We start from the raw sequence: 21256 nt of genomic DNA, 5'->3' as shown, positions 1-21256 counted from the left end.
GTTTTCTAATGAGCCTAAAAGCCACTCGCACGGGCGTTGTGTTGCGTCCTGACCCAGCCCGTGTTTTGTTTCGCCCATTCGACCTGGGAAACAGCACCCGTATTCTGAAAATCATCGCCCGCGTTAATTCGCTGACAGAAGATGAAGTGCGTCAGAAACTCGATGAAGTTATCCGGGAATTTGGAAATCGGCATCACAAGCTTAACCCGTTTTTCCTTCGCCGCTTCGATCAGGTAAAATCGCAACTCCTGACCGATGAGCCCCTGACAGACGAGCGTAAGCTGTTGCTTGGTGCGTATTTCACGATGGAATACTCACTAGAGTCGGCCGCCCTGTTCAACCCATCGATGGTATGGCATCCAGACCAGACAAACCTACCGGCGGGTTATAAACGGTTTATCCTTAGCCTGCGTGCTACCGGCGAAGGGCACATTTCGTCCATTTCCTTCCGCACAGGCTACATCGATGAAGAAGGCAATGTCATCGTTCAAAAACCGTCTAGGTACGTTACCTCGCCCGAAGCCATTGTTAGTCAGCGGTTCGACAAAAATACGTTTGTCAAGAAACTGTACGAACTTCGGTTGATCAACAGTATTTCGGAAGGTATTCTGGCCGGATTGAGTGATGAGTTCAGCCTGACAGATATTGAAGCGCAGGTGAAGCGGGTGATGAGTCAGTTTCGCCACAACGCCGAATACGAAACCATCACGAGTGGATTGATTGCACTGGCCCTGTCGAATTACGAAATGCATTTCGACGATGACCAGAGCATCGATGAACGGTGTATCTTTCCGCATTCACCCAACGAAACCAACGGCATTGAAGATGCCCGCTTTGTTGAGTTTCGCGATGACGACGGCGAAGTGACCTACTACGCTACCTATACAGCTTATAACGGGCGGGTGACGTTTCCTCAGTTACTGGAGACGAAAGACTTTACCCACTTCTCGATCAGTACCCTCAACGGAGCCGAAGTTCAGAACAAGGGGATGGCGTTGTTTCCCCGGAAAATAAATGGCCGGTACGCTACCCTCTCCCGGCAAGATGGGGAGAATATCTATCTGATGTTTTCTGATGATCTTTATTTCTGGCAGACCAAAGAATTGATTCTGAAGCCAACTTACCCCTGGGAGTATGTCCAACTGGGCAACTGCGGATCACCGATTGAAACAGAGGCAGGCTGGCTGGTACTGAGCCACGGCGTAGGGCCTATGCGCAAATACGCCATCGGGGCGTTCCTGCTCGATTTGAACGATCCTTCCCGGGTAATTGGCCGAACCAAAGAACCCCTGCTGAGCCCCGACGAGAACGAACGGGAAGGATACGTACCCAACGTAGTATACAGTTGCGGGGGGCAAATTCACGGCAACACTCTCATCATTCCCTACGCCATGTCGGACTATGCCAGCAGTTTCGCTACCGTAAACGTTACCGATTTATTGGCTGAGTTAACTGGAGGAAAGGTTGCAGCCAGAGCTACGGTTTCAGTCTCGTAAGCAATATTTTTAATTTTTCGATGAATAGGCGCTGCCCCGGTCATATGGCCGGGGCATTTTTTTTGCGTACTAATATCAAGACAAATAAAGATCTATAGCTTAAATACCTATTTTGTCTACCAATTTTATCAAGTAAATACTATCACTAAATACGGCACACTTTTTCTTCTATCTTAATTGCCATAAGTTCTACTAAAAAGCAAAATTCAGAATATTATGTACGTTTTTCGAGTATTATCAAAATTATAGTACATCTAAAAAGCTTTGTTTACAATTTGTTCGCTTAGCAACTAACTGGTAGTTTTGCCTAATTGTTAACAATTTTTAAACATAACTAATCAACTTTCTAACCATGAGAAAACTTTTACTGATAGCTCAGCTACTGCTGTGCTTCGTGAGTGTTCCTCTGCTGGCGCAAGACCGCACCATTGCCGGTCGCGTCACCTCCGCCGAGGATGGAGTAGCCATGCCCGGAGTTAACATCGCCATCAAGGGAACAACGCGCGGCGTAACCACCGATGTAGATGGGCAGTACAAAATCAGCGTACCATCGGGCACCGTCCGGCTCATCTACTCCTTCATTGGCTTTGTTAGCCAGGAAGTGGTGACCGGTAGCCAGACCACCCTCAACATCACCCTCACCCCCGACGCTACCAACCTCAACGAGGTGGTGATCACGGCCGGTGGTATCACGGCCCAACGCCGGGCACTGGGTAACCAGGCCACCACGGTGAAGTCGCAGGAGATCACGCAGGGTAAATCGTCGAACATTGCGGCGGGTTTATCGGGTAAAGTACCCGGTCTGCTCATCTCAGCGGTAAGCAGCGGGGTTAACCCTTCTTATCGTCTGGTGTTGCGGGGTAACCGCTCGCTGACGGGTAACAACCAGGCGCTGATCATCATTGACAACATCATCTCACCCAACAGCATTCTGGGTAACCTCAACCCTGAGGACATCGAAGACATTCAGGTGTTGAATGGTGCAGGTGCAGCGGCACTTTACGGATCAGACGCTTCGAACGGCGCTTTGATCGTGACGACCAAGAAAGGCAAGGCTGGTCAGACGCAGGTGAAGATCTCGAACACCACCACGTTTGAGCGTGTCAGCTACCTGCCTCAGTTGCAGCGCAGCTTCGGTTCGGGCACCACGCCGGATGACGTACCTACTTACACCCCTTACGAAAACCAACAGTACGGCCCCGCTTTCGACGGGTCAATTGTTGAGATCGGTAAACCACTGCAGGATGGATCGATTCAAACGACCCCATACCAATATGCGGGTTCGCGTGAGAAATTCTGGCAGACTGGCGCGGCTAACCAAACTGACTTCAGCCTGTCGTCGGGCGATGACAAATCGACCTACTATATCTCGGGTCAGTATTTCGATCAGAAGTCGACGGTACCTTACGATGGCTACAAGCGGTACAGCATCCGGGCCAACAGCACCCGCCAGATCTACAAGAACCTGACGGCTATCTTCAACACCAACTTCATCGCCAACCGCTACGATATTAGCAACGGTACTGGTGCAGCTTACAACGACCTGCTTATGTCGCCAGGTCAGGTTGACGTAACGAAATATGCAAACTGGAAAACCGATCCGTATGCTAATCCCAACGGCTACTTCAACGAATACTACGATAACCCGTATTTTACGTTGGAAAACAACCGGCAGGCAACGCGCAACGATTATTTCCAGGGTAACCTTGAACTGCGTTTCAAGCCGGTTGAGCGCCTGACTCTGACCTACCGTGTTGGTATCACTACCCGCAACGTATCGACTAAAAATACGACTGGTAAGTTTACCTTCTCTGACTATACCAAGAGCATTTCAGGTGGATCCAAGACCGACATCCCCGGGGGTGTATCTGACTTTAGCGGTTTCGACACGCAGCTGGTCAATGACTTCCTGGCGCAGTACCGGGCCAATGTAGGCACCAACTTCACCCTTGATCTGGTAGGTGGTGTAAGCTTCCGTGAAAACAGCGCTAAAAACGTAAGCGTGAGCGCCAATGGACTGGTAATCGATGGTTTGTATAACATTGGCAATTCGCTAAACAACCCTGGTGCTGGTGAGAGTAACTTCATGGCTCGTCAGGCAGGTGTATATGGCGAAGGCCGTCTGGGCTTCAAAGAGTATCTGTATCTGCACGTGACGGCCCGTAACGACTGGCGTTCAATTCTGGCCAAAGAGAACCGTTCGTTCTTCTATCCATCGGCCGACGTCTCGTTCATTGCTACCGACGCTATTCCTGCCCTGCAAAACACTACCTGGCTGCAGAGTCTGAAGCTGCGTGGCGGCTATTCGCAGGTAGGTCAGATCAACCTTCCAACTACCTTCGGTGCCTATGCGCTGAACACCACGTTTGGACAAGCCTACGGTTATCCTTACTCAAGCGGCGCTGGTTTCACCATCAACAATGGTCTGGTATCGTCGAGCCTGAAGCCTGAGATTACCACGGGTACTGAAGCCGGGTTCGACTTCGAGCTAAAGAAGTACAGCATCAACGGTGGCCTGACGGTTTACAAAACCAACACAGTTGACCAAACTATTTCGGTGTTTGTGTCAACGGCTTCGGGCTTCGATCGGTTGCTGACCAACGTAGGTGAAGTAGAGAATAAAGGTCTGGAAACGTACCTGAGCTTTACCCCAATCAAACTGGCTAATGGCTTTGAGTTCTCGGTAGGTGGTAACTATACCCTCAACCGGAACCAGGTCATCTCCCTGTCAGATCAGTCAGATCAACTTATCCTGTCGAGCATCGGAACATCAGCGCGGGTGCTTGCCAAAGTTGGTCAGCCGTTCCCTCTGTTGCAAACGACGACGTATAACCGGGATCCACAGGGTCGCATCATTGTTGACGGCATCACCGGCTTCCCAGCCAGCGACGGTAGCTTCAGCAACATAGGTATCACCAACCCACCGCATATCGTTGGTTTAAACACCACCCTGAAATACAAAGGCATCCGGTTCACCACCGTGTTTGAATACCGCAACGGACACTACATCTACAACGGTGTATCAACGGGTTATGACTTCTCAGGAGCCGGTATTCGCACGGCCTGGTATAACCGCGACCGTTTTGTGGTGCCAAACTCGTCGATCCTGCAGGCCGATGGCAGCTACGTAGCCAACACCAACATTGCCACCCGCACTGGCGGTGCTGACTTCTGGACCGATGGTACCCGCAACACCAACATTGGCGAGAACTACGTCAACTCAGCCGGGTTCTGGAAAATGCGCGAAGCAGCCATTTCATACGATTTCCCACGCGCTCTGCTGGCCAAAACGGGTTTCATCAAAGGAGCTACGTTGAGTGCGCAAGGCCGTAACCTGTTCATCTGGGTGCCTAAGTCGAACCTCTACACTGACCCTGAGTACAGTGCCAACGGTACCGACAGCAATGCCGTAGGTTTCACTACGCTCGGTCAAACTCCACCAGCCCGCTACTTCGGTGGCACGGTTTCGTTAACATTCTAATTGACTCCCAATGAAAAAGAACATTATATACGGAGTGCTCACCTTGCTGGTGCTGGTGACCACCTCCTGCAAAGATTACCTCGACATTAACACGAACCCTAACTCAGCCACGAGTGTGTCGGCTCAGTTGGTGTTGCCACAGGCCATTGTAGGTACAGCCGCACTGACCTCGTCATACAATAACTACGGCGCTCACTTTGGCGGCTACATGGCCAATGCCGGTGGTTTCTCGGGCTTTGGTAACCTGTTGAACTACAACATTGTACCGGGCGACTACAACGGTTTATGGGTAAGCACCTACGATAACCTGCAGGATTACAAGTACGTAATTGAACAAACAGCGGGTGTTGAAGGGCAGAGTTATTTCTCGGCCACTGCCAAGATCATGACCGTGCTTCAGTTTCAGCGTCTGGTCGATGCCTTCGGCGATGTGCCCTATACTGAAGCCCTGCAAGGCAACGCTAATAAGACACCTAAATACGACAACGCGGCCACGATTTATCAGGACCTGGTTGTTCAATTAGATGCCGCTATTGCCGAGATCAACGGAGCCAAATTTCCGGTAGCGCTCAACTCATCGTCGGACCCCATGTTTGCCGGTGACATGACCCGTTGGAAGCAGTTTGCCAACACGCTCAAGCTGCGCCTGCTGGTCCGGATGTCGGGCGTATCAGCGCTAGCGTCGGTGGTAACAACTAAGCTTGCTGCCATTGATCGTACGCTTGGTTTCCTGACAACGGATGCTATTGTGAATCCAGGTTACACGAAGCAAACCAACCAGCAAAACCCAACGTGGAATACCTGGGGCTACACCGTAGCCGGTGCATTGTCGAACTCATCGCGGATTCCGACCCAGTTTGTGTATGGTTTTTACAAAGGCCAGAAACTGACAGATAACGGCCGGGGTCTGGTTGTTTTCAAAAACTTCGCCTCGAACGGAACACCAGTGAATCAACTGGGTAACGAAGCCAATGCACCGTCGGTTATCACCAGCTATTCGACCTGGTACACAGGTACGTTCAGCAGCGCATCGAGTATTTCGAACTCGCTGGGTATTCTGAAAGGCCCATCGATGGGGCAACCCATTATGCTGGCTGCGGAGTCACTCTTCCTACAAGCGGAGGCTCAGTTGAAAGGATACATTCCGGGTACGTTTGCTACCACCTTCGATCAGGGTATCACCCAGTCGTTTACGTACCTCTACAAAGACGTGACCAACGCAATTGGCACCGGCAAAAACGTAACGGCCGATGTAGCCACCTACAAGACCGATAACGCAGCAAGCTATCTGGTAAACATCGGCCTGGCTACTACCGCCGCCGAACGTCTGGAAGCGATCATCACCCAGAAGTATATTGCCCTGAACATGATCAACTCGGAAGAAGGATGGAATGAGTACCGCCGCACGGGATTCCCTAAAACCAACCCGGTTGGTAACGGCTACACCAATATCGCTTCTAACAAGTCGAACTCGACACGGCCTGATAAATTACCTACCCGGATTCTGTATCCATCATCGGAGCAGTCGTATAACTCGGCCAACTTCAAAGCGGTCAACCAGTTTGCCGACTTAATTTTCTGGGATCCTAACTGATAAGCTGAACATGAAAACATTCTTCAAAGTAGTTGGCCTCTTTCTGGTAGGTGCAACCTTAACATCTTGTCTCGACGACAAGCTTACCCTCGACCCCACTGACTCGGTCAATGTAGTTGAGTTCAAAAACCCTACGGATTTTCTGTCGCCTTACGGTAGCAAGTACGCGCTGTATACCAAAGCGTTTGATGTAGCGCCAGAGAACGACTTTCCGATTACTGTAAGCTATTCGGGCGCCAATGTGGCCCCTGAAGACATTACTGTAACGTTGGGTATCGACGCAGCAGCCCTGACACAGTACAACACGGAACAGAAGACCACGTACGATCTGATTCCGGCGTCGCTCTACACGCTGCAATCTTCGGTTGTGATTCCGAAAGGCCAACGCACTGCCACTGTTTCTCTGAAGTTTAAGAGCAACAGTTTCGATTTCAGCAAAGCCTATGTACTTCCCGTTCAGATCAAATCGATCTCATCTGGAACGATCAGCGGAAACTTTGGTACGATCCTGATCAATGTAAACGCCAAGAACAAATTCGACGGCGTGTACAAAGTGACCGGAACAATGGTTGACGTGACGAATGCAGCCTTCAAGCACCTCACGCAGGTGGGCGAGACGCTGGAATATTCACTGGAAACTATTTCGGCAACCAAATGTGTGATCGTTGACCGCGATTATGGCATTGGCGCAGCAGCCCACGTATTCTACACCGGAACAGGTGCAAGCTATTATGGTAGTTTTGGTGCTATCCTGGAATTTGACCCTGCTACGAACAAGATCATTGCGGTAACCAACTTCTATGGTCAGCCAGCCGGTAACACGCGTTCAGCGCAGATTGACCCAAGCGGTGTGAATACGTATGACCCGGCTACCAAGTCGATGAAGATTAAGTATAACATGCGTCAGCCTAGCGTTGTGGCAGCGGCCCCCAATATTCGGGTAACCTGGGACGAAGTACTAACGTTTGTTCGGGCCCGGTAAGCCCGCTTACATACATTATCTGAACTGCCTCGATCTAGTTGATCGGGGCAGTTTTTTTATGGTCGTCTCCCCAAAAAACGCCCCCAATTTAAGTCAAACAAGTAGCGTATAAATACTAAAACCGTATACATACATCCCATACACTAAAAAGCTCAATTCCGGGCTTTTGCTGTACATCCAAACATTATACTTAAGTAAAATATGATATTTAGTTAATACAAAACAAGCATTACTTTTTATAGAGATATTTTATATGGATTAGTTTGCCAAAAAATACTCAATAACAAAATATTTCATAAGCATTTTCACAGATCGCCAAATAATAGATAACCAAAACATTTTACGAAAGCTTGTTCACATGAAAGGTTTATAATATTTTTGATGTCTGTTAATTTTCAATTAACTCTATAGATCTAATAATCAACTTTCTAACCATGAGAAAACTTTTAATGATAGCTCAGCTACTGCTGTGCTTCGTGAGTGTTCCTCTGCTGGCGCAAGACCGCACCATTGCCGGGCGCGTCACTTCCGCCGAAGACGGGGCAGCCATGCCCGGAGTTAATATCTCCATCAAGGGAACAACGCGCGGCGTAACCACCGATGGGGATGGGCAGTACAAAATCAGCGTACCATCGGGCACCGTCCGACTCATCTACTCCTTCATTGGCTTTGTTAGCCAGGAAGTGGTGACCGGTAGCCAGACCACCCTCAACATTACCCTGACCCCCGACGCCACCAACCTCAACGAGGTGGTTATTACGGCCGGTGGTATCACGGCCCAACGCCGGGCACTGGGTAGCCAGGCCACCACGGTGAAGTCGCAGGAGATCACGCAGGGTAAATCGCCGAACATTGCGGCGGGTTTATCGGGTAAAGTACCCGGTCTGCTCATCTCAGCGGTAGGCAGCGGAGTTAACCCTTCTTATCGTCTGGTGTTGCGGGGTAACCGCTCACTGACGGGTAACAATCAGGCCCTGATCATCATTGACAACATCATCTCACCCAACAGCATTCTGGGTAACCTCAACCCTGAGGACATCGAAGACATTCAAGTGTTGAATGGTGCAGGTGCAGCGGCACTTTACGGATCAGACGCTTCGAACGGCGCTTTGATCGTGACGACCAAGAAAGGCAAGGCTGGTCAGACGCAGGTGAAGATCTCGAACACCACCACCTTTGAGCGTGTCAGCTACCTGCCTCAGTTGCAGCGCAGCTTCGGTTCGGGCACCACGCCGGATGACGTACCTACTTACACCCCTTACGAAAACCAGCAGTACGGTCCGGCTTTCGACGGATCTACGGTAGTTATTGGTAAGCCGCTTCAGGATGGCTCGATTCAGTCGGTACCTTACGCCTACAAAGGATCACGTGAGAATTTCTGGGAAACCGGTGCGGCTAATCAGACCGACTTCAGCCTGTCGTCAGGTGACGACAAATCGACTTACTACATCTCAGGTCAGTATTTCGATCAGAAATCGACGGTGCCTTACGATGGCTACAAGCGTTACAGCATCCGGGCCAACAGCACTCGCCAGATCTACAAGAACCTGACGGCTATCTTCAATACCAACTTCATTGCTAACCGTTACGATATCAGCAGTCAAACCGGAGCGGCTTATGAAAACTTGTTGATGTCACCTGGCCAGGTCGATATTACCCAGTATAAAGACTGGCGGAACAATCCGTTCGCCAATCCGAACGGTTTCTACAATGAATATTACAACAACCCGTACTTCACACTGGAAAACAATCGGCAGTCGACCCGCAACGATTATTTTCAGGGTAACCTCGAGCTGCGCTTTAAGCCGATTGAACGCCTTACGTTGACCTACCGCGTGGGCATCACCACCCGGAATGTAACAGAGAAAGTTACTACGGGCAAGTTCACGTTTACTGATTATACCAAGAGCATCTCGGGTAGCGCGAAAACAGACATACCGGGTTCTGTTACCGACAACAGCAGTTTCAATACGCAGTTGGTCAACGATTTCCTGGCACAGTATCGCGCCAATATAGGCACCAACTTTACCCTCGATCTGGTGGGTGGTGCGAGCTTCCGTGACAACAGCTCAAAAAACATGAGCATAAACGCTAGTGGATTGGTAATCAATGATCTGTACAACGTCGGAAACTCACTGAACAACCCAACAGCTAACGAAGGTAACTACATGGCTCGTCAGGCAGGTGTATACGGCGAAGCACGTTTAGGCTTTAAAGAATACCTGTATCTGCACGTAACGGCCCGTAACGACTGGCGCTCAATTCTGGCTAAAGAGAACCGTTCGTTCTTCTACCCATCGGCCGACGTCTCGTTCATTGCTACCGACGCTATTCCAGCCCTGCAAAACACGACCTGGTTACAGAGTTTGAAGTTACGCGGTGGTGTCTCGAAGGTCGGACAGATTAACCTGGGCAACGCAACCACGTTTGGCGCTTACGCCCTGAACACCACATTTGGACAGGCTTATGGTTATCCGTATTCAAGCGGCGCCGGTTTTACCATCAACAACGGTCTGGTTACCTCGAGCCTGAAGCCTGAGATTACCACAGGTGCAGAAGCCGGGTTCGATTTTGAACTGAAGAAAAACAACATCAATGGTGGTTTGACGGTTTACCAAACCAACACGGTTGATCAGACCATTTCGGTGTTTGTGTCAACGGCTTCGGGTTTCCAAAACCTGCTGACCAACGTGGGTGAAGTAGAGAATAAGGGGTTGGAGACGTACCTGAATCTTACGCCAATCAAACTGGCGAATGGTTTTGAGTTCTCGGTGGGTGCCAACTATACGCTTAATCGGAACAAAGTTCTTTCGCTGTCAGATCAGTCGAACGAACTGATTCTTCCAAACGGAACGCAGGGAACAGCCGCCCGGATTTTGGCTAAAGTAGGCTCACCATTCCCTCTGTTACAGACAACGACCTACAACCGAGACCCACAGGGCCGTATCATCGTTGACCCCATTAACGGCTATCCGGCCAGCAATGGTAACTTCAGCGATGTGGGTATCACTAACCCACCCCACATTTTCGGGTTAAACACAGCCATCCGCTTTAAAGGCATCCGGTTTACCACCGTGTTTGAATACCGCAACGGACACTACATCTACAACGGTGTGTCAACAGGCTATGACTTCTCAGGAGCCGGTATCCGCACAGCCTGGTATAACCGCGATCGTTTCGTAATTCCGAACTCGTCGATCCTGCAGGCCGATGGCAGCTACGTAGCCAACACCAACATTGCTACCCGCAGCGGTGGTGCTGACTTCTGGACCGATGGTACCCGCAACACCAACATTGGCGAAAACTACGTCAACTCAGCCGGATTCTGGAAGATGCGTGAAGCGGTATTAGCTTATGATTTCCCTCGTTCACTACTGGCTAAAACTGGTTTCATCAAAGGCGCTACAGTGAGTGCTCAGGGCCGTAACCTGTTCATCTGGGTGCCTAAGTCGAACATCTATACCGATCCTGAATATAGTGCCAACGGTACCGACAGCAACGCCGTAGGTTTTACTACCCTGGGCCAGACGCCACCTGCGCGCTACTTCGGCGGCACCGTCTCGTTAACGTTCTAATCGACAAACAATGAAAAAGAATCTCATATTCGGAGTGCTGACCCTGCTTGTGCTGGTCAGTTCTTCCTGCAAAGACTATTTGGATATTAATGCCAATCCAAATGCAGCAACCGCCGCTTCGGCCCAGTTAGTGCTTCCACAGGCTATTGTGGGCACAGCCGCTCTAACGGTTTCGTACAATAACTATGGCGCTCACTTTGGGGGCTACATAGCCAATGCCGGTGGTTTCTCGGGTTTTGGTAATCTGTTGAACTACAACATTGTACCAGGCGACTATAATGGTCTGTGGGTAAGCACCTACGACAACCTGCAGGATTACAAGTATGTAATTGACCAGTCAGCGGGTGTGGCAGGACAGAGCTACTTCTCGGCCGCTGCCAAGATCATGACTGCGTTGCAATTCCAGCGGTTGGTCGATGCTTATGGCAACGTACCCTACACCGAAGCCCTGCAAGGCACCGCCAACCGGACGCCTAAGTACGATGACGCCGCTACGATCTATCAGGACTTGGTTGTGAAACTAGACGAAGCCATCGCTGAGATCAACGGTGCTACCTTCCCGGTGGCCCTCAACTCGTCGTCGGACCCTATGTTCGCCGGTGATATGAACCGGTGGAAGCAGTTTGCCAACACGCTTAAGCTACGCATTCTGATTCGTATGTCAGGCGTATCGGCGTTGGCACCTGTTGTTACAGCTCGCTTCGCTGCCCTTGATCAGACGTTGGGTTTTCTGACGGCTGATGCCATTGTGAACCCAGGTTACACAAGACAGACCAACCAGCAGAACCCAATGTGGAACTCATGGGGCTACACCGTAGCCGGTGCATTGTCTAACTCGTCGCGGCTACCAACTCAGTTCATCTTTGGTTTTTACAAAGGACAGAAGTTGACTGACAACGGCCGGGGTGCAGTAGTATTCAAAAACTTCGCCTCTACTACGGCTCCTACGCCGGTAAACCAGTTGGGTAACGAAACGAATGCACCGACCGTTATTACCAACTACTCAACTTGGTACACAGGTACGTTTAGCAGTGCGTCGAGTATTTCGAATGCACTCGGTATTCTGAAAGGCCCATCGATGGGACAACCCATTATGTTGGCTGCTGAGTCGCACTTCCTGCAGGCGGAGGCCCGTTTGAAAGGGTACATTGCCGGTGACTTTGCTGCTAGCTTCGACCAGGGCATTACTCAGTCGTTCACGTACCTCTACAAAGACGTTACCAATGCCGTTGGTGCTGGTAAAAATGTAGCTGCTGATGTAGCCACCTACAAAACGGCCAATCCGGAAAGCTATTTGGTGAACATCGGCCTGGCTACTACCGCCGCTCAACGCCTGGAAGCGATCATCACGCAGAAGTATATTGCCCTGAACATGATCAACTCGGAAGAAGGATGGAATGAGTACCGCCGCACGGGATACCCGGTCACCAACCCTGTTGGTAATGGTTACACCAACATCGCTTCTAACAAGTCGAACTCGACACGGCCTGATAGATTACCTACCCGGATTCTGTATCCTTCGTCAGAGCAGTCGTACAACGCGGCCAACTTCAAAACGGTCAATCAGTTTGCCGACTTAATTTTCTGGGATCCTAACTGATACATTGAACATGAAAACATTCATCAAAGTAATTGGCCTCTTTTTAGCAGGTGCCACCTTGACGTCTTGTCTGAACGACGAACTTACGTTAGATCCAGCCAATTCGACGAACGTCATTGAGTTTAAAAACCCCAGCAGTTTTGCCTCGCCCTACGGCAGCAAATATGCGCTGTATACCCGCGCCTTCGATCTGGCCCCGGAAAACGATTATCCAATCACAGTAAGTTACTCGGGGGCTAATGTCGCTCCTGAAGATATTACCGTGAATTTGGGTATAGACGAAGCAGCCATAACCCAGTATAATGCAGAACAGGACACAGACTATGAGTTGATTCCGACCTCGCTTTATACACTGCCAACTTCGGTAGTTATTCCAAAAGGCCAACGCACTGCAACGGTGGCACTCAAGGTTAGAAGTAGCCAATTCGACTTCACGAAAAGCTATGTTTTACCTGTACGGATTCAAACTGTATCGTCGGGAACTATCAGCGGTAATTTTGGCACCATACTCTTGAGTGTAAACGCCAAGAATAAGTATGACGGTGTTTATAAACCTACCGGTACGATGGTTGACGTGACTAACCCTGCATTTGCCAGTCTCGCGTCGGCAGGTCAGTTTGTTGAGTATACGTTAGAGACCGTGTCGGCAACGAAATGCGTGTTGGTCGATAATGAGTACTACGGCACGGCGATTACCCCTTTCTGGACTGGTAGCGGCGTAAGCGGTTATGGGTCATTCTCGCCAGTAATCGAATTTGATCCGGCTACGGACAAAATCATTTCGGTCACCAATTTCTACGGTCAGCCGGCTGGCAATACGCGCTCAGCTCAGATTGATCCAAGCGGAGTGAATACCTATGATCCGGCAACCAAAAAGATCAAAATCAAATACTGGATGCGGCAGCCCAGTGTGGTAGCGGCGGCACCAAATATTCGGGTGACATGGGATGAAGAGTGGACATTTGTCCGTCCGCGTTAAGCATACCCATCTAGTGGCCAAAAGGGTCGGTTCTGTTAAAGAATCGACCCTTTTTTCAGGTACTTGGACCAGATGCAACATACTGATTTAGCGAGAACACAAAAAAGCGAGTCGATAGTATCGGCTCGCTTTTTAATTACGCTTTATCCAACTATTAAGATCGATCAGCTGCCTTATGAAACAGCCTGTTACTACATGTTAGCTTCCTGAATAGCTTTAACTTATAGATTATGCCCGTTGTATAATTTGAGTTGCCAAATATCAGTGTTTACAGCATACAAATAGGTATGGCAATCACTTAAATTTATTAAAAGGAGGCCTATTCTGGTGTTCATACCCTGGTAATACCTAACTTTTTAGCTTTTCGCTTGTTTCCTATTTACTCAACAGGCAAAATCGACTAAGTTATGAACACAGATAAACACCGAACGACGTACAGTAGCGACGATTCGACAGATAGTGGTTTCGAAGGCGATAACCTGAACCGGGAGGAACAGGAAAACTCGGCAAACGGCCTGGACAGTACCGAAGTGACCGATGGTCAAAACGGACGAAACATCCGGGCAATGGGGAGCCAGGACATGGACAGTCAGAACGGAGTACTCCGCCAGAACGACACGGCCGACGGTGCTATGGACGTACCTGAAGAAGCTTTGGCCAATGCCGCCGCCAGCGAAGGACAAACCAAAACATCTACGGTTAGCGTGACTACAGCAGGCCCCGACGATTATGCTTCCGACTCAGTAGTGAGCGTACCAAACGCCCAACAGGAAGCGAAGAAGCAGGCCGAGAAAAAGGCCGACGATTCCAGTGAAGAAAATACCAGCGAGAGTGGTTCCAACTCATCGGTGTCGCAGGAAGAGACCGAAGATGATGTAGCCGAAACAGGTACGTCGACTGATCATCAGCCTACCTACTAAACTTACTTCGTTTATTACCTTACCTTAAACTCAACAAATCATGAGCGTTTCAAGCAACATCCGCAAAGAAAGTACTGAGTCGCACGCGGCTCGCCAGATGCACAGCACGATGGGCAACTCACCCGATGGTGGTATTGGTCAACTAAACGACCGCAGTCTGGATAATGAATTGCCCTCACGACTCAATGACCGGGCCAATAACACATCGGTGGCCGAAGATGTAGAAGCTATTAACGAGACTATTGCTGACAACGACGACGCTGCGCAGCCAGCCGCCGTGAGCGATGCCGAACAACCCGTTGCTCTTCCAGACGCCAACAAGGCAGCGCATATGTCTGAAAGCAACCGGCCAACTCATGTTGCCGATGCCGATTGGAATCGGAGCACGGAAGAATAAAATTCGTATTTTTAGATACGCTAAACGAGTTTTTCTGATGAGGTCTGCGGATTATACCGTGTGTCTCATTAAAAAAACTCGTTTGGCATTTTCAGCAAAGGGGGTAAATTTGGCTACTACATTGTTTGCCAGAAACGAAATAGCAGTATCTGTTCGTTACATAAGTGTTATAAACGTTCCCCGAATCATGCGTCAATTACTTAGCCTCTGCCTTGTTATCGTCTTCACCGCTTCGTCGTTCACAGTCACTCCCACACGGGGTATTACTGACGAAAAAGAAGTTGGTATTCAGTTTACAAGTACCAGTTGGGCCAATATTCTCAAGAAAGCAAAAGCTGAGAACAAGTTGATATTCCTGGATGCCTACGCTAGCTGGTGTGGACCCTGCAAAATGTTGCAGAAGAACGTATTCACCCAGAAAACGGTAGGCGATTATTTCAACAAGCGGTTCATCAATGTTAAGATGGATATGGAGAAAGGCGAAGGCCCGGCTTTGGCGCAGATGTATCCGCTCGAGGCCTATCCTACGCTGCTGTTCATTAACGGCAATGGCCGGGTGGTTAAAAAAGCCATCGGCTATATGTCGGCCGATGAACTGCTCAACGTTGGCAAGAGCGTAAAATAGTCAGTTAAGAGTGTAGAGATAAGAAGCAAGAGACAAGAGGGCTCTGCCTAGGTACGTACCTGAGCAGAGCCCTCTTGTCTCTTGCTTCTTATCTCTACACTCTTAATTCTTAATTCGTTAAGAACCCCTATCAGTTACTAGCTGTTATAGGATAAGGCCCGTTAACGAAAGGCCCTGACGCCTGAATGCTTTACCCCAATACACTCGAACAAAAACTAGGTTTCGACAAAATCCGCGAGCTGCTTCGGCAGGCCTGTATTTCCCCACTGGGGCAGGATTATGTGGATAAAATTCGCTTTTCCGACAATCACCAACTGATTGATAAACTGCTGCGTCAGACCTACGAGTTTACGCAGATCGTACAATACGAACCCGATTTTCCGCAGAGCAACTACCTCGACGTACGTCCTCAGTTACAGAAGGCCCGCATTGAAGGTATTACACTGATGGAAGACGAGTTTTTCAACTTGAAACTGGCCCTAAAAACCATTCAGGACTGTCTCCGATTCCTGGCCAATCAGGAAGAAGATCAATACCCCTACCTCGCCGAACTGGCGCAACCCGTTACTGTCGACAAGAATCTGCTGGCCGCGCTCGAACGTGTTATCGACGATCGGGGTCATGTACGCGACAACGCCTCACCCGAACTGGCCAGCATCCGTCGGCGGATTATCTCCGAGCAATCGAACCTGCGCAAACGTCTCGACAGCATTCTGCGCACCGCCCGTCAGCAAGGCTGGATTCCTGATGATCTGGGCCTAACCATTCGCGGTGGTCGACTGGTTATTCCACTCGCCGCCGAGCATAAACGGAAGATCAGGGGCTTTGTGCATGACGAGTCCGACACGGGCAAAACCGTATATATCGAGCCCGCCGAAGTGTTCGATGGCAACAACGAAGTACGCGAGCTGGAGTACGAAGAACGCCGCGAGGTGTACCGTATTCTGTTGGCGCTCACCGATCAGGTACGTCCCTTCTTGCCCGATCTGAGCAAGGCGGTCAACTTTTTGGCGCAAATCGACTTCATTCGGGCCAAAGCCAAACTAGCCGGTGAACTACAGGCGGGCATGCCTCAGGTGATGAATCGCCCGGTACTAAACTGGACCGCCGCGCGACACCCGCTGCTCTATCTGTCGCATCAGAAACAGAAGAAAAGCGTAGTACCACTCAACATCCTGCTCGACGAACGGCAACGGATTCTAATCATTTCGGGGCCTAACGCCGGTGGTAAGTCCATTGCTCTGAAAACCATTGGTTTGCTGCAGTACATGATGCAGTGCGGCCTGCTGGTGCCTATGGCCGAGTATTCGGATATGGGCGTGTTTCAGAACCTGTTTATCGACATTGGCGATGAACAGTCGCTGGAGAACGACCTTAGCACGTATTCGTCGCACCTGACCAACATGCAGAAGTTTCTGATCGGGGCCAATAAACGAACGCTCTTTTTGATCGATGAATTTGGTACGGGAACAGAACCCGGTCAGGGTGGCGCTATTGCCGAAGCTATTCTGGAAGAGCTGAACAAGTCGGCAGCCTACGGCGTCATTAACACGCACTACACCAACCTAAAGGTTTTCGCTGATAAAACGCCCGGCCTCATCAACGGAGCTATGCGCTTCGACGGCGAGAAACTAGAGCCCTTGTACGAACTGGAAATGGGTAGACCCGGCTCGTCGTTTGCCTTTGAAATTGCCAAGAAAATCAACCTCCCCAACGCCGTCATTGAGCGGGCTAAAGAGAAACTCGGCAATCAACAGGTGAACTTCGAGAAGTTGCTGAAAGAGCTGGACATTGAACGGCGCGTTTTTTCAGAAAAGAACCTCGATATCAGCATCAAACAGCGAAAAGTGTCGCAGCAACTGGCTGAATACACCGCGCTGAAAACGAAGCTTGACAACGAACAGAAGCAGCTGCTGAATACGGCTAAGGCCAAAGCAAAAACGCTGGTTCAGGAGGCGAATCAGCGCATTGAAAACACGATTCGCGAAATCAAAGAATCGAAAGCAGATAAAGACACAACCCGTCAGGTACGTGCCGAACTACAGCAGTTCGACCAGAAAGAGCTGAAGCAGGAAGTGGTTATTGAACCGGTAAACCCGAAAGAACCGGAAGAGGAGTTTGTGAACGACAACACTCCCATCGGAGTGGGCAGTTACGTACGCATTGCGGGGCAAACCGCTATCGGCGAAGTGTTGGCCCTGCGGGGTAAAGATGCTGAAGTGAGGATTGGTGAACTGAAATCGAACATCAAGCTGAACCGGCTGGAAAAAGTAAGTCGCAAGACCTACCGGGAAGCCGTTGGTATTCGCGAAACGCCGCGTAGTCAGGGTATGGACCTGAACGAGAAAATGATGAATTTCTCGTTCAACCTCGACATTCGGGGTTTCCGTGGTGAAGAATCGCTCGGTGAACTCGACCGCTTCATGGATAGCGCCCTGATGCTAGGCTATCCTGAACTACGTATTGTTCACGGCAAAGGCGATGGCATTCTGCGGACCCTGGTGCGTAATCACCTACGCTCCTACAAACAGGTTGCCAGTATGGCCGACGAACATCCCGACCGAGGCGGACAAGGCGTTACACTGGTGAAGATGAAATGATCTATAAACCTGTAAGGTTTTGGAAACCTTACAGGTTTACTGCCTTCATGAACGCTTCCAGCTTTACCGGATCGAGATGACCGTTGGTACGCACACCGCTGCAAAGATCCAGTCCAAATGGCTGAACGGCTTCGATAGCCTGCTGTACATTATCGGGTCGCAGGCCACCCGCCAGAAACACAGGTACGTTGACCTGTTCGCAAATTTGTCGGCTCAACGCCCAGTCATGCACCCGTCCGGTCCCTCCCAATTCTTTGATCGTCAGATGCGGGTTGCCGCTATCGAGTAGCAGCGCATCAACGTGGGGTGCAATCTGCAACGCTTCGTCCACTGATGCATCATTGATCACGTGAATGACCTGCACTAACCGAACACCAGGTAAAGCCGCCTTAATTTGATCGTATTGCCCGGTTTGTAAGGCATCAACAATCTGTATGGTGTTGGTATGTACTCGTTCCTGGTGAGCAATGATCTGACCGGCATCGGTCTCACTGGTGAGCAGAAACGTGGCAATTGGCGGTGGAACCAGTTTTGCGATAGCAGCAATCTGTTGGTCGGTAATTACGCCGGGGCCACTAGGCATCGGCCCAACGAGGCCCAGGGCAGAAGCACCCATCCGTATGGCCAACCGGGCTTCATCGGAACTACTGATACAGCATATCTTTACACGAACCATATATCAAAGAGTGAAGGAGTGAAAGTGCTTCGCTAAAGTAAGAAATGGAATATAGCAAAGCGCTTACACTTACTATCTCTTTTCTCCCTGTCACTCTTTGACTATCCTCGAAACCGGCGGCTTAGAATTGGAGTTGTATAAACAACCGTCCTTATCCTTGAACATTTCAGCGATTAGAGGGGGTTTTCGATTGCTTTTGGTACTAATTTCGCCCGTCGCCCTTTAGATGGGCACACAACCCATTAACGCTGACATTCTTTACACCCGCACGCACGTATGGCAAGCACTGCTGAACTGATCGTAGACGGCAAATCGTACAGTTTTCCCACGCTGGAAGGAACTGAAAACGAAAAAGCCGTTGACATTTCCAACCTCCGTGACCAAACAAGTTACGTTACCCTCGATCGGGGGTATAAAAATACAGGTGCTACTCAAAGTGCCGTAACGTTCCTTGATGGCGAGGAAGGAATCCTGCGCTACCGTGGTTATTCAATTGAAGATTTAGCCTCTAAGGCCTCTTTCCTGGAAGTATCGTACCTGCTGATCTATGGTGAACTCCCCACTCAGGAACAGTTCGATACGTTCTCGACCGGTATTCGTCGGCATACGCTGGTGAATGAAGATATGCGCAACATCTTCAACGGCTTCCCCGTCAATGCCCACCCTATGTGTGTGCTCGGGTCGCTCGTGAATGCCATGAGTGCGTTTTATCCCGATTCGCAGGATGGAAAAAACACCGATCTGCACATCACCCGCCTGATGGCCAAGTTGCCCACAATTGCAACCTGGTCGTACAAACGGACGCAGGGCCACCCGACTAATTACCCGAAAAACGAACTGGACTACATCCCGAACTTCCTGAATATGATGTTCGCGTTGCCAGTAGAAGATTATAAAGTTGACCCGGTTGTTGCCGAAGCGCTGAACGTGCTGCTGATTCTGCACGCCGACCACGAACAGAACTGCTCGACCAGCACGGTTCGTCTTGTTGGTTCATCGCAGGCAAACATCTACTCGTCTATTGCAGCCGGTGTAAACGCCCTGTGGGGCCCGCTGCACGGTGGTGCCAACCAGGAGGTAATCGAGATGCTGGAAGAGATTAAAGAAGGTGGTGGCGATGTGGCCAAGTACATCGATATGGCCAAGAATGCCAAAACAACGGGCTTCCGTCTGTTCGGTTTTGGTCACCGCGTGTACAAAAACTTCGATCCCCGCGCTAAGATCATCAAGAAAGCAGCCGATGACGTCTTGAGCAAACTGGGCGTAAATGATCCTGTGCTGGAAATCGCCAAAGGCCTTGAAGAAGCGGCCTTAAACGATCCGTATTTCGTACAGCGCAAACTGTACCCGAACGTCGATTTCTATTCGGGCATCATCTACCGCGCCTTGGGCATTCCGACCAACATGTTTACAGTGATGTTCGCCATTGGCCGCCTACCGGGCTGGATTGCTCAGTGGAAAGAAATGCGCGAGCAGAAAGAGCCAATTGGCCGTCCGCGTCAAATCTACACCGGCTCTACCCTCCGCGAATTCAAGTCCATCGGCGAGCGGTAGTGTCAGTTAACAATGAACAGTTAACAGGTATCAATTATCAGGAAAGGGTAGCTAATCGGAAGATTATCTACCCTTTCTTTATGCGCCCCTGACACTGCTTACACTACCGAAGCCGGAGCTTCGGCGTTACCTGTAGCACCGAAGCTCCAGCTTCGGTAGGGATTGACCAGCTAAAACATATCATACTCCTCCTTCACGTAACTCCACGGCCAGTCGCGCCATTGTGAGCAGAGCCCTGCTTTCACTGGGTTCTGCAATACGTACCTAACGATTCGAATCAGTTCGTCATCATCCCGAACCAAGCGATCGTACGATTCCTCTTCCCAAAATTTACCGCTTAGTCCTAGCTTCTTAGTAGCCTCTCTTGCGGAAAAGCTCTTCATCGATTGCAGCAGCGAATCGAGCGTATTGTCTTCGCCATCCAGCACCGTCAATACTACATGAACGTGGTTGGCCATGACACAGAAAGCGATTAGTTCAATTCGCTTGTTATCCCAATAGAACAGCGTATCAATCACAGTCTGAGCAATACTGGCTTGGCGAAGGTGAGTATTCCCGTAACGGCACTGATCCAGTAAGGAATCATAACGAGCAAAGTGCCGCTTGGCGAGTTCGTCTGCACTGATCTGTTTGCTCTCTCTTTTGAACCTGTTTACCTCGGCTTCATATTCTTCCTGCAACAACTGCTTTACCGCCGCGGGAATTGTCCCGTACAACCTATAAGTCGCGAAGAATGTACCGTTATATGGCTGTAGGTGAGGCAATTTTCGATAGTAT

At 50.0% G+C, this 21256-nt stretch carries 14 protein-coding genes; 12 read left to right on the top strand and 2 right to left on the bottom strand.

The annotated features are described in order from the left end of the window. The first annotated feature begins 8 nt into the window (after positions 1 to 8). The 11 genes from ACAW87_RS01700 to ACAW87_RS01650 all read left to right on the top strand — a co-directional run bounded on the left by ACAW87_RS01700 (position 9) and on the right by ACAW87_RS01650 (position 18249). Positions 9 to 1496 (top strand): glycoside hydrolase family 130 protein, encoded by a 1488-nt coding sequence (locus ACAW87_RS01700; protein ID WP_370721414.1) that lies wholly within the window; start codon positions 9 to 11, stop codon positions 1494 to 1496. Between the two features lie 352 nt (positions 1497 to 1848). Then, a complete protein-coding gene (locus ACAW87_RS01695) occupies positions 1849 to 4977 on the top strand; it encodes a SusC/RagA family TonB-linked outer membrane protein (protein ID WP_370721413.1) in 3129 nt (1042 codons plus the stop codon). A 10-nt stretch (positions 4978 to 4987) separates the two neighbouring features. Beyond that, complete coding sequence (locus ACAW87_RS01690; RefSeq protein WP_370721412.1) at positions 4988 to 6571, top strand: SusD/RagB family nutrient-binding outer membrane lipoprotein; 1584 nt, start codon at positions 4988 to 4990, stop codon at positions 6569 to 6571. 10 nt (positions 6572 to 6581) lie between these two features. Then, the gene (locus ACAW87_RS01685) at positions 6582 to 7553 is read left to right on the top strand and encodes a DUF1735 domain-containing protein (RefSeq protein ID WP_370721411.1); all 972 of its coding nucleotides are present in this window, start codon (positions 6582 to 6584) and stop codon (positions 7551 to 7553) included. A gap of 434 nt (positions 7554 to 7987) precedes the next feature. Then, entirely contained in the window at positions 7988 to 11128 is a 3141-nt protein-coding gene (locus tag ACAW87_RS01680; RefSeq protein ID WP_370721410.1) for a SusC/RagA family TonB-linked outer membrane protein, read from the top strand. Between the two features lie 10 nt (positions 11129 to 11138). After that, positions 11139 to 12728 carry a SusD/RagB family nutrient-binding outer membrane lipoprotein gene (locus ACAW87_RS01675; RefSeq protein WP_370721409.1) on the top strand — a complete coding sequence of 530 codons (1590 nt, stop codon included), beginning with the start codon at positions 11139 to 11141 and terminating at the stop codon, positions 12726 to 12728. A 10-nt stretch (positions 12729 to 12738) separates the two neighbouring features. Next, positions 12739 to 13707, top strand: a complete 969-nt coding sequence (locus tag ACAW87_RS01670) for a DUF1735 domain-containing protein (RefSeq protein ID WP_370721408.1) — start codon at positions 12739 to 12741, stop codon at positions 13705 to 13707. Between the two features lie 407 nt (positions 13708 to 14114). After that, on the top strand, positions 14115 to 14627 hold the full coding sequence (locus ACAW87_RS01665; RefSeq protein ID WP_370721407.1) for a hypothetical protein: 513 nt from the start codon (positions 14115 to 14117) through the stop codon (positions 14625 to 14627). A gap of 40 nt (positions 14628 to 14667) precedes the next feature. Beyond that, positions 14668 to 15024, top strand: a complete 357-nt coding sequence (locus ACAW87_RS01660) for a hypothetical protein (RefSeq protein WP_370721406.1) — start codon at positions 14668 to 14670, stop codon at positions 15022 to 15024. A gap of 187 nt (positions 15025 to 15211) precedes the next feature. Then, positions 15212 to 15649: a thioredoxin family protein gene (locus ACAW87_RS01655; protein ID WP_370721405.1), complete on the top strand. Its 438-nt coding sequence runs from the start codon at positions 15212 to 15214 to the stop codon at positions 15647 to 15649. A 185-nt stretch (positions 15650 to 15834) separates the two neighbouring features. Beyond that, positions 15835 to 18249 carry an endonuclease MutS2 gene (locus ACAW87_RS01650; RefSeq protein WP_370721404.1) on the top strand — a complete coding sequence of 805 codons (2415 nt, stop codon included), beginning with the start codon at positions 15835 to 15837 and terminating at the stop codon, positions 18247 to 18249. A gap of 28 nt (positions 18250 to 18277) precedes the next feature. Here ACAW87_RS01650 and ACAW87_RS01645 read toward each other — a convergent pair whose 3' ends face one another. Beyond that, positions 18278 to 18925 (bottom strand): phosphoribosylanthranilate isomerase, encoded by a 648-nt coding sequence (locus ACAW87_RS01645; RefSeq protein WP_370721403.1) that lies wholly within the window; start codon positions 18923 to 18925, stop codon positions 18278 to 18280. Between the two features lie 276 nt (positions 18926 to 19201). On the opposite strand from ACAW87_RS01645, the gene ACAW87_RS01640 reads away from it, so the two are divergent. Then, positions 19202 to 20479 carry a citrate synthase gene (locus tag ACAW87_RS01640; RefSeq protein ID WP_370721402.1) on the top strand — a complete coding sequence of 426 codons (1278 nt, stop codon included), beginning with the start codon at positions 19202 to 19204 and terminating at the stop codon, positions 20477 to 20479. A 170-nt stretch (positions 20480 to 20649) separates the two neighbouring features. Here ACAW87_RS01640 and ACAW87_RS01635 read toward each other — a convergent pair whose 3' ends face one another. Then, a complete protein-coding gene (locus ACAW87_RS01635) occupies positions 20650 to 21195 on the bottom strand; it encodes an REP-associated tyrosine transposase (protein WP_370721401.1) in 546 nt (181 codons plus the stop codon). Between the last annotated feature and the right edge of the window lie 61 nt (positions 21196 to 21256).

This window comes from Fibrella aquatica (assembly GCF_041321135.1).
Lineage (GTDB): Bacteria > Bacteroidota > Bacteroidia > Cytophagales > Spirosomataceae > Fibrella > Fibrella aquatica.
The sequence above is the reverse complement of the archived record's forward strand: the minus strand, read 5'-3'. Positions and strand labels throughout refer to the sequence as shown.

What these genes read in the sequence shown, in the direction of transcription:
- ACAW87_RS01700 (WP_370721414.1), top strand. Translation starts at nt 9, where the DNA reads ATGAGCCTAAAAGCCACTCGCACGGGCGTTGTGTTGCGTCCTGACCCA.
- ACAW87_RS01695 (WP_370721413.1), top strand. Translation starts at nt 1,849, where the DNA reads ATGAGAAAACTTTTACTGATAGCTCAGCTACTGCTGTGCTTCGTGAGT.
- ACAW87_RS01690 (WP_370721412.1), top strand. Translation starts at nt 4,988, where the DNA reads ATGAAAAAGAACATTATATACGGAGTGCTCACCTTGCTGGTGCTGGTG.
- ACAW87_RS01685 (WP_370721411.1), top strand. Translation starts at nt 6,582, where the DNA reads ATGAAAACATTCTTCAAAGTAGTTGGCCTCTTTCTGGTAGGTGCAACC.
- ACAW87_RS01680 (WP_370721410.1), top strand. Translation starts at nt 7,988, where the DNA reads ATGAGAAAACTTTTAATGATAGCTCAGCTACTGCTGTGCTTCGTGAGT.
- ACAW87_RS01675 (WP_370721409.1), top strand. Translation starts at nt 11,139, where the DNA reads ATGAAAAAGAATCTCATATTCGGAGTGCTGACCCTGCTTGTGCTGGTC.
- ACAW87_RS01670 (WP_370721408.1), top strand. Translation starts at nt 12,739, where the DNA reads ATGAAAACATTCATCAAAGTAATTGGCCTCTTTTTAGCAGGTGCCACC.
- ACAW87_RS01665 (WP_370721407.1), top strand. Translation starts at nt 14,115, where the DNA reads ATGAACACAGATAAACACCGAACGACGTACAGTAGCGACGATTCGACA.
- ACAW87_RS01660 (WP_370721406.1), top strand. Translation starts at nt 14,668, where the DNA reads ATGAGCGTTTCAAGCAACATCCGCAAAGAAAGTACTGAGTCGCACGCG.
- ACAW87_RS01655 (WP_370721405.1), top strand. Translation starts at nt 15,212, where the DNA reads ATGCGTCAATTACTTAGCCTCTGCCTTGTTATCGTCTTCACCGCTTCG.
- ACAW87_RS01650 (WP_370721404.1), top strand. Translation starts at nt 15,835, where the DNA reads ATGCTTTACCCCAATACACTCGAACAAAAACTAGGTTTCGACAAAATC.
- ACAW87_RS01645 (WP_370721403.1), bottom strand. Translation starts at nt 18,925, where the DNA reads ATGGTTCGTGTAAAGATATGCTGTATCAGTAGTTCCGATGAAGCCCGG.
- ACAW87_RS01640 (WP_370721402.1), top strand. Translation starts at nt 19,202, where the DNA reads ATGGCAAGCACTGCTGAACTGATCGTAGACGGCAAATCGTACAGTTTT.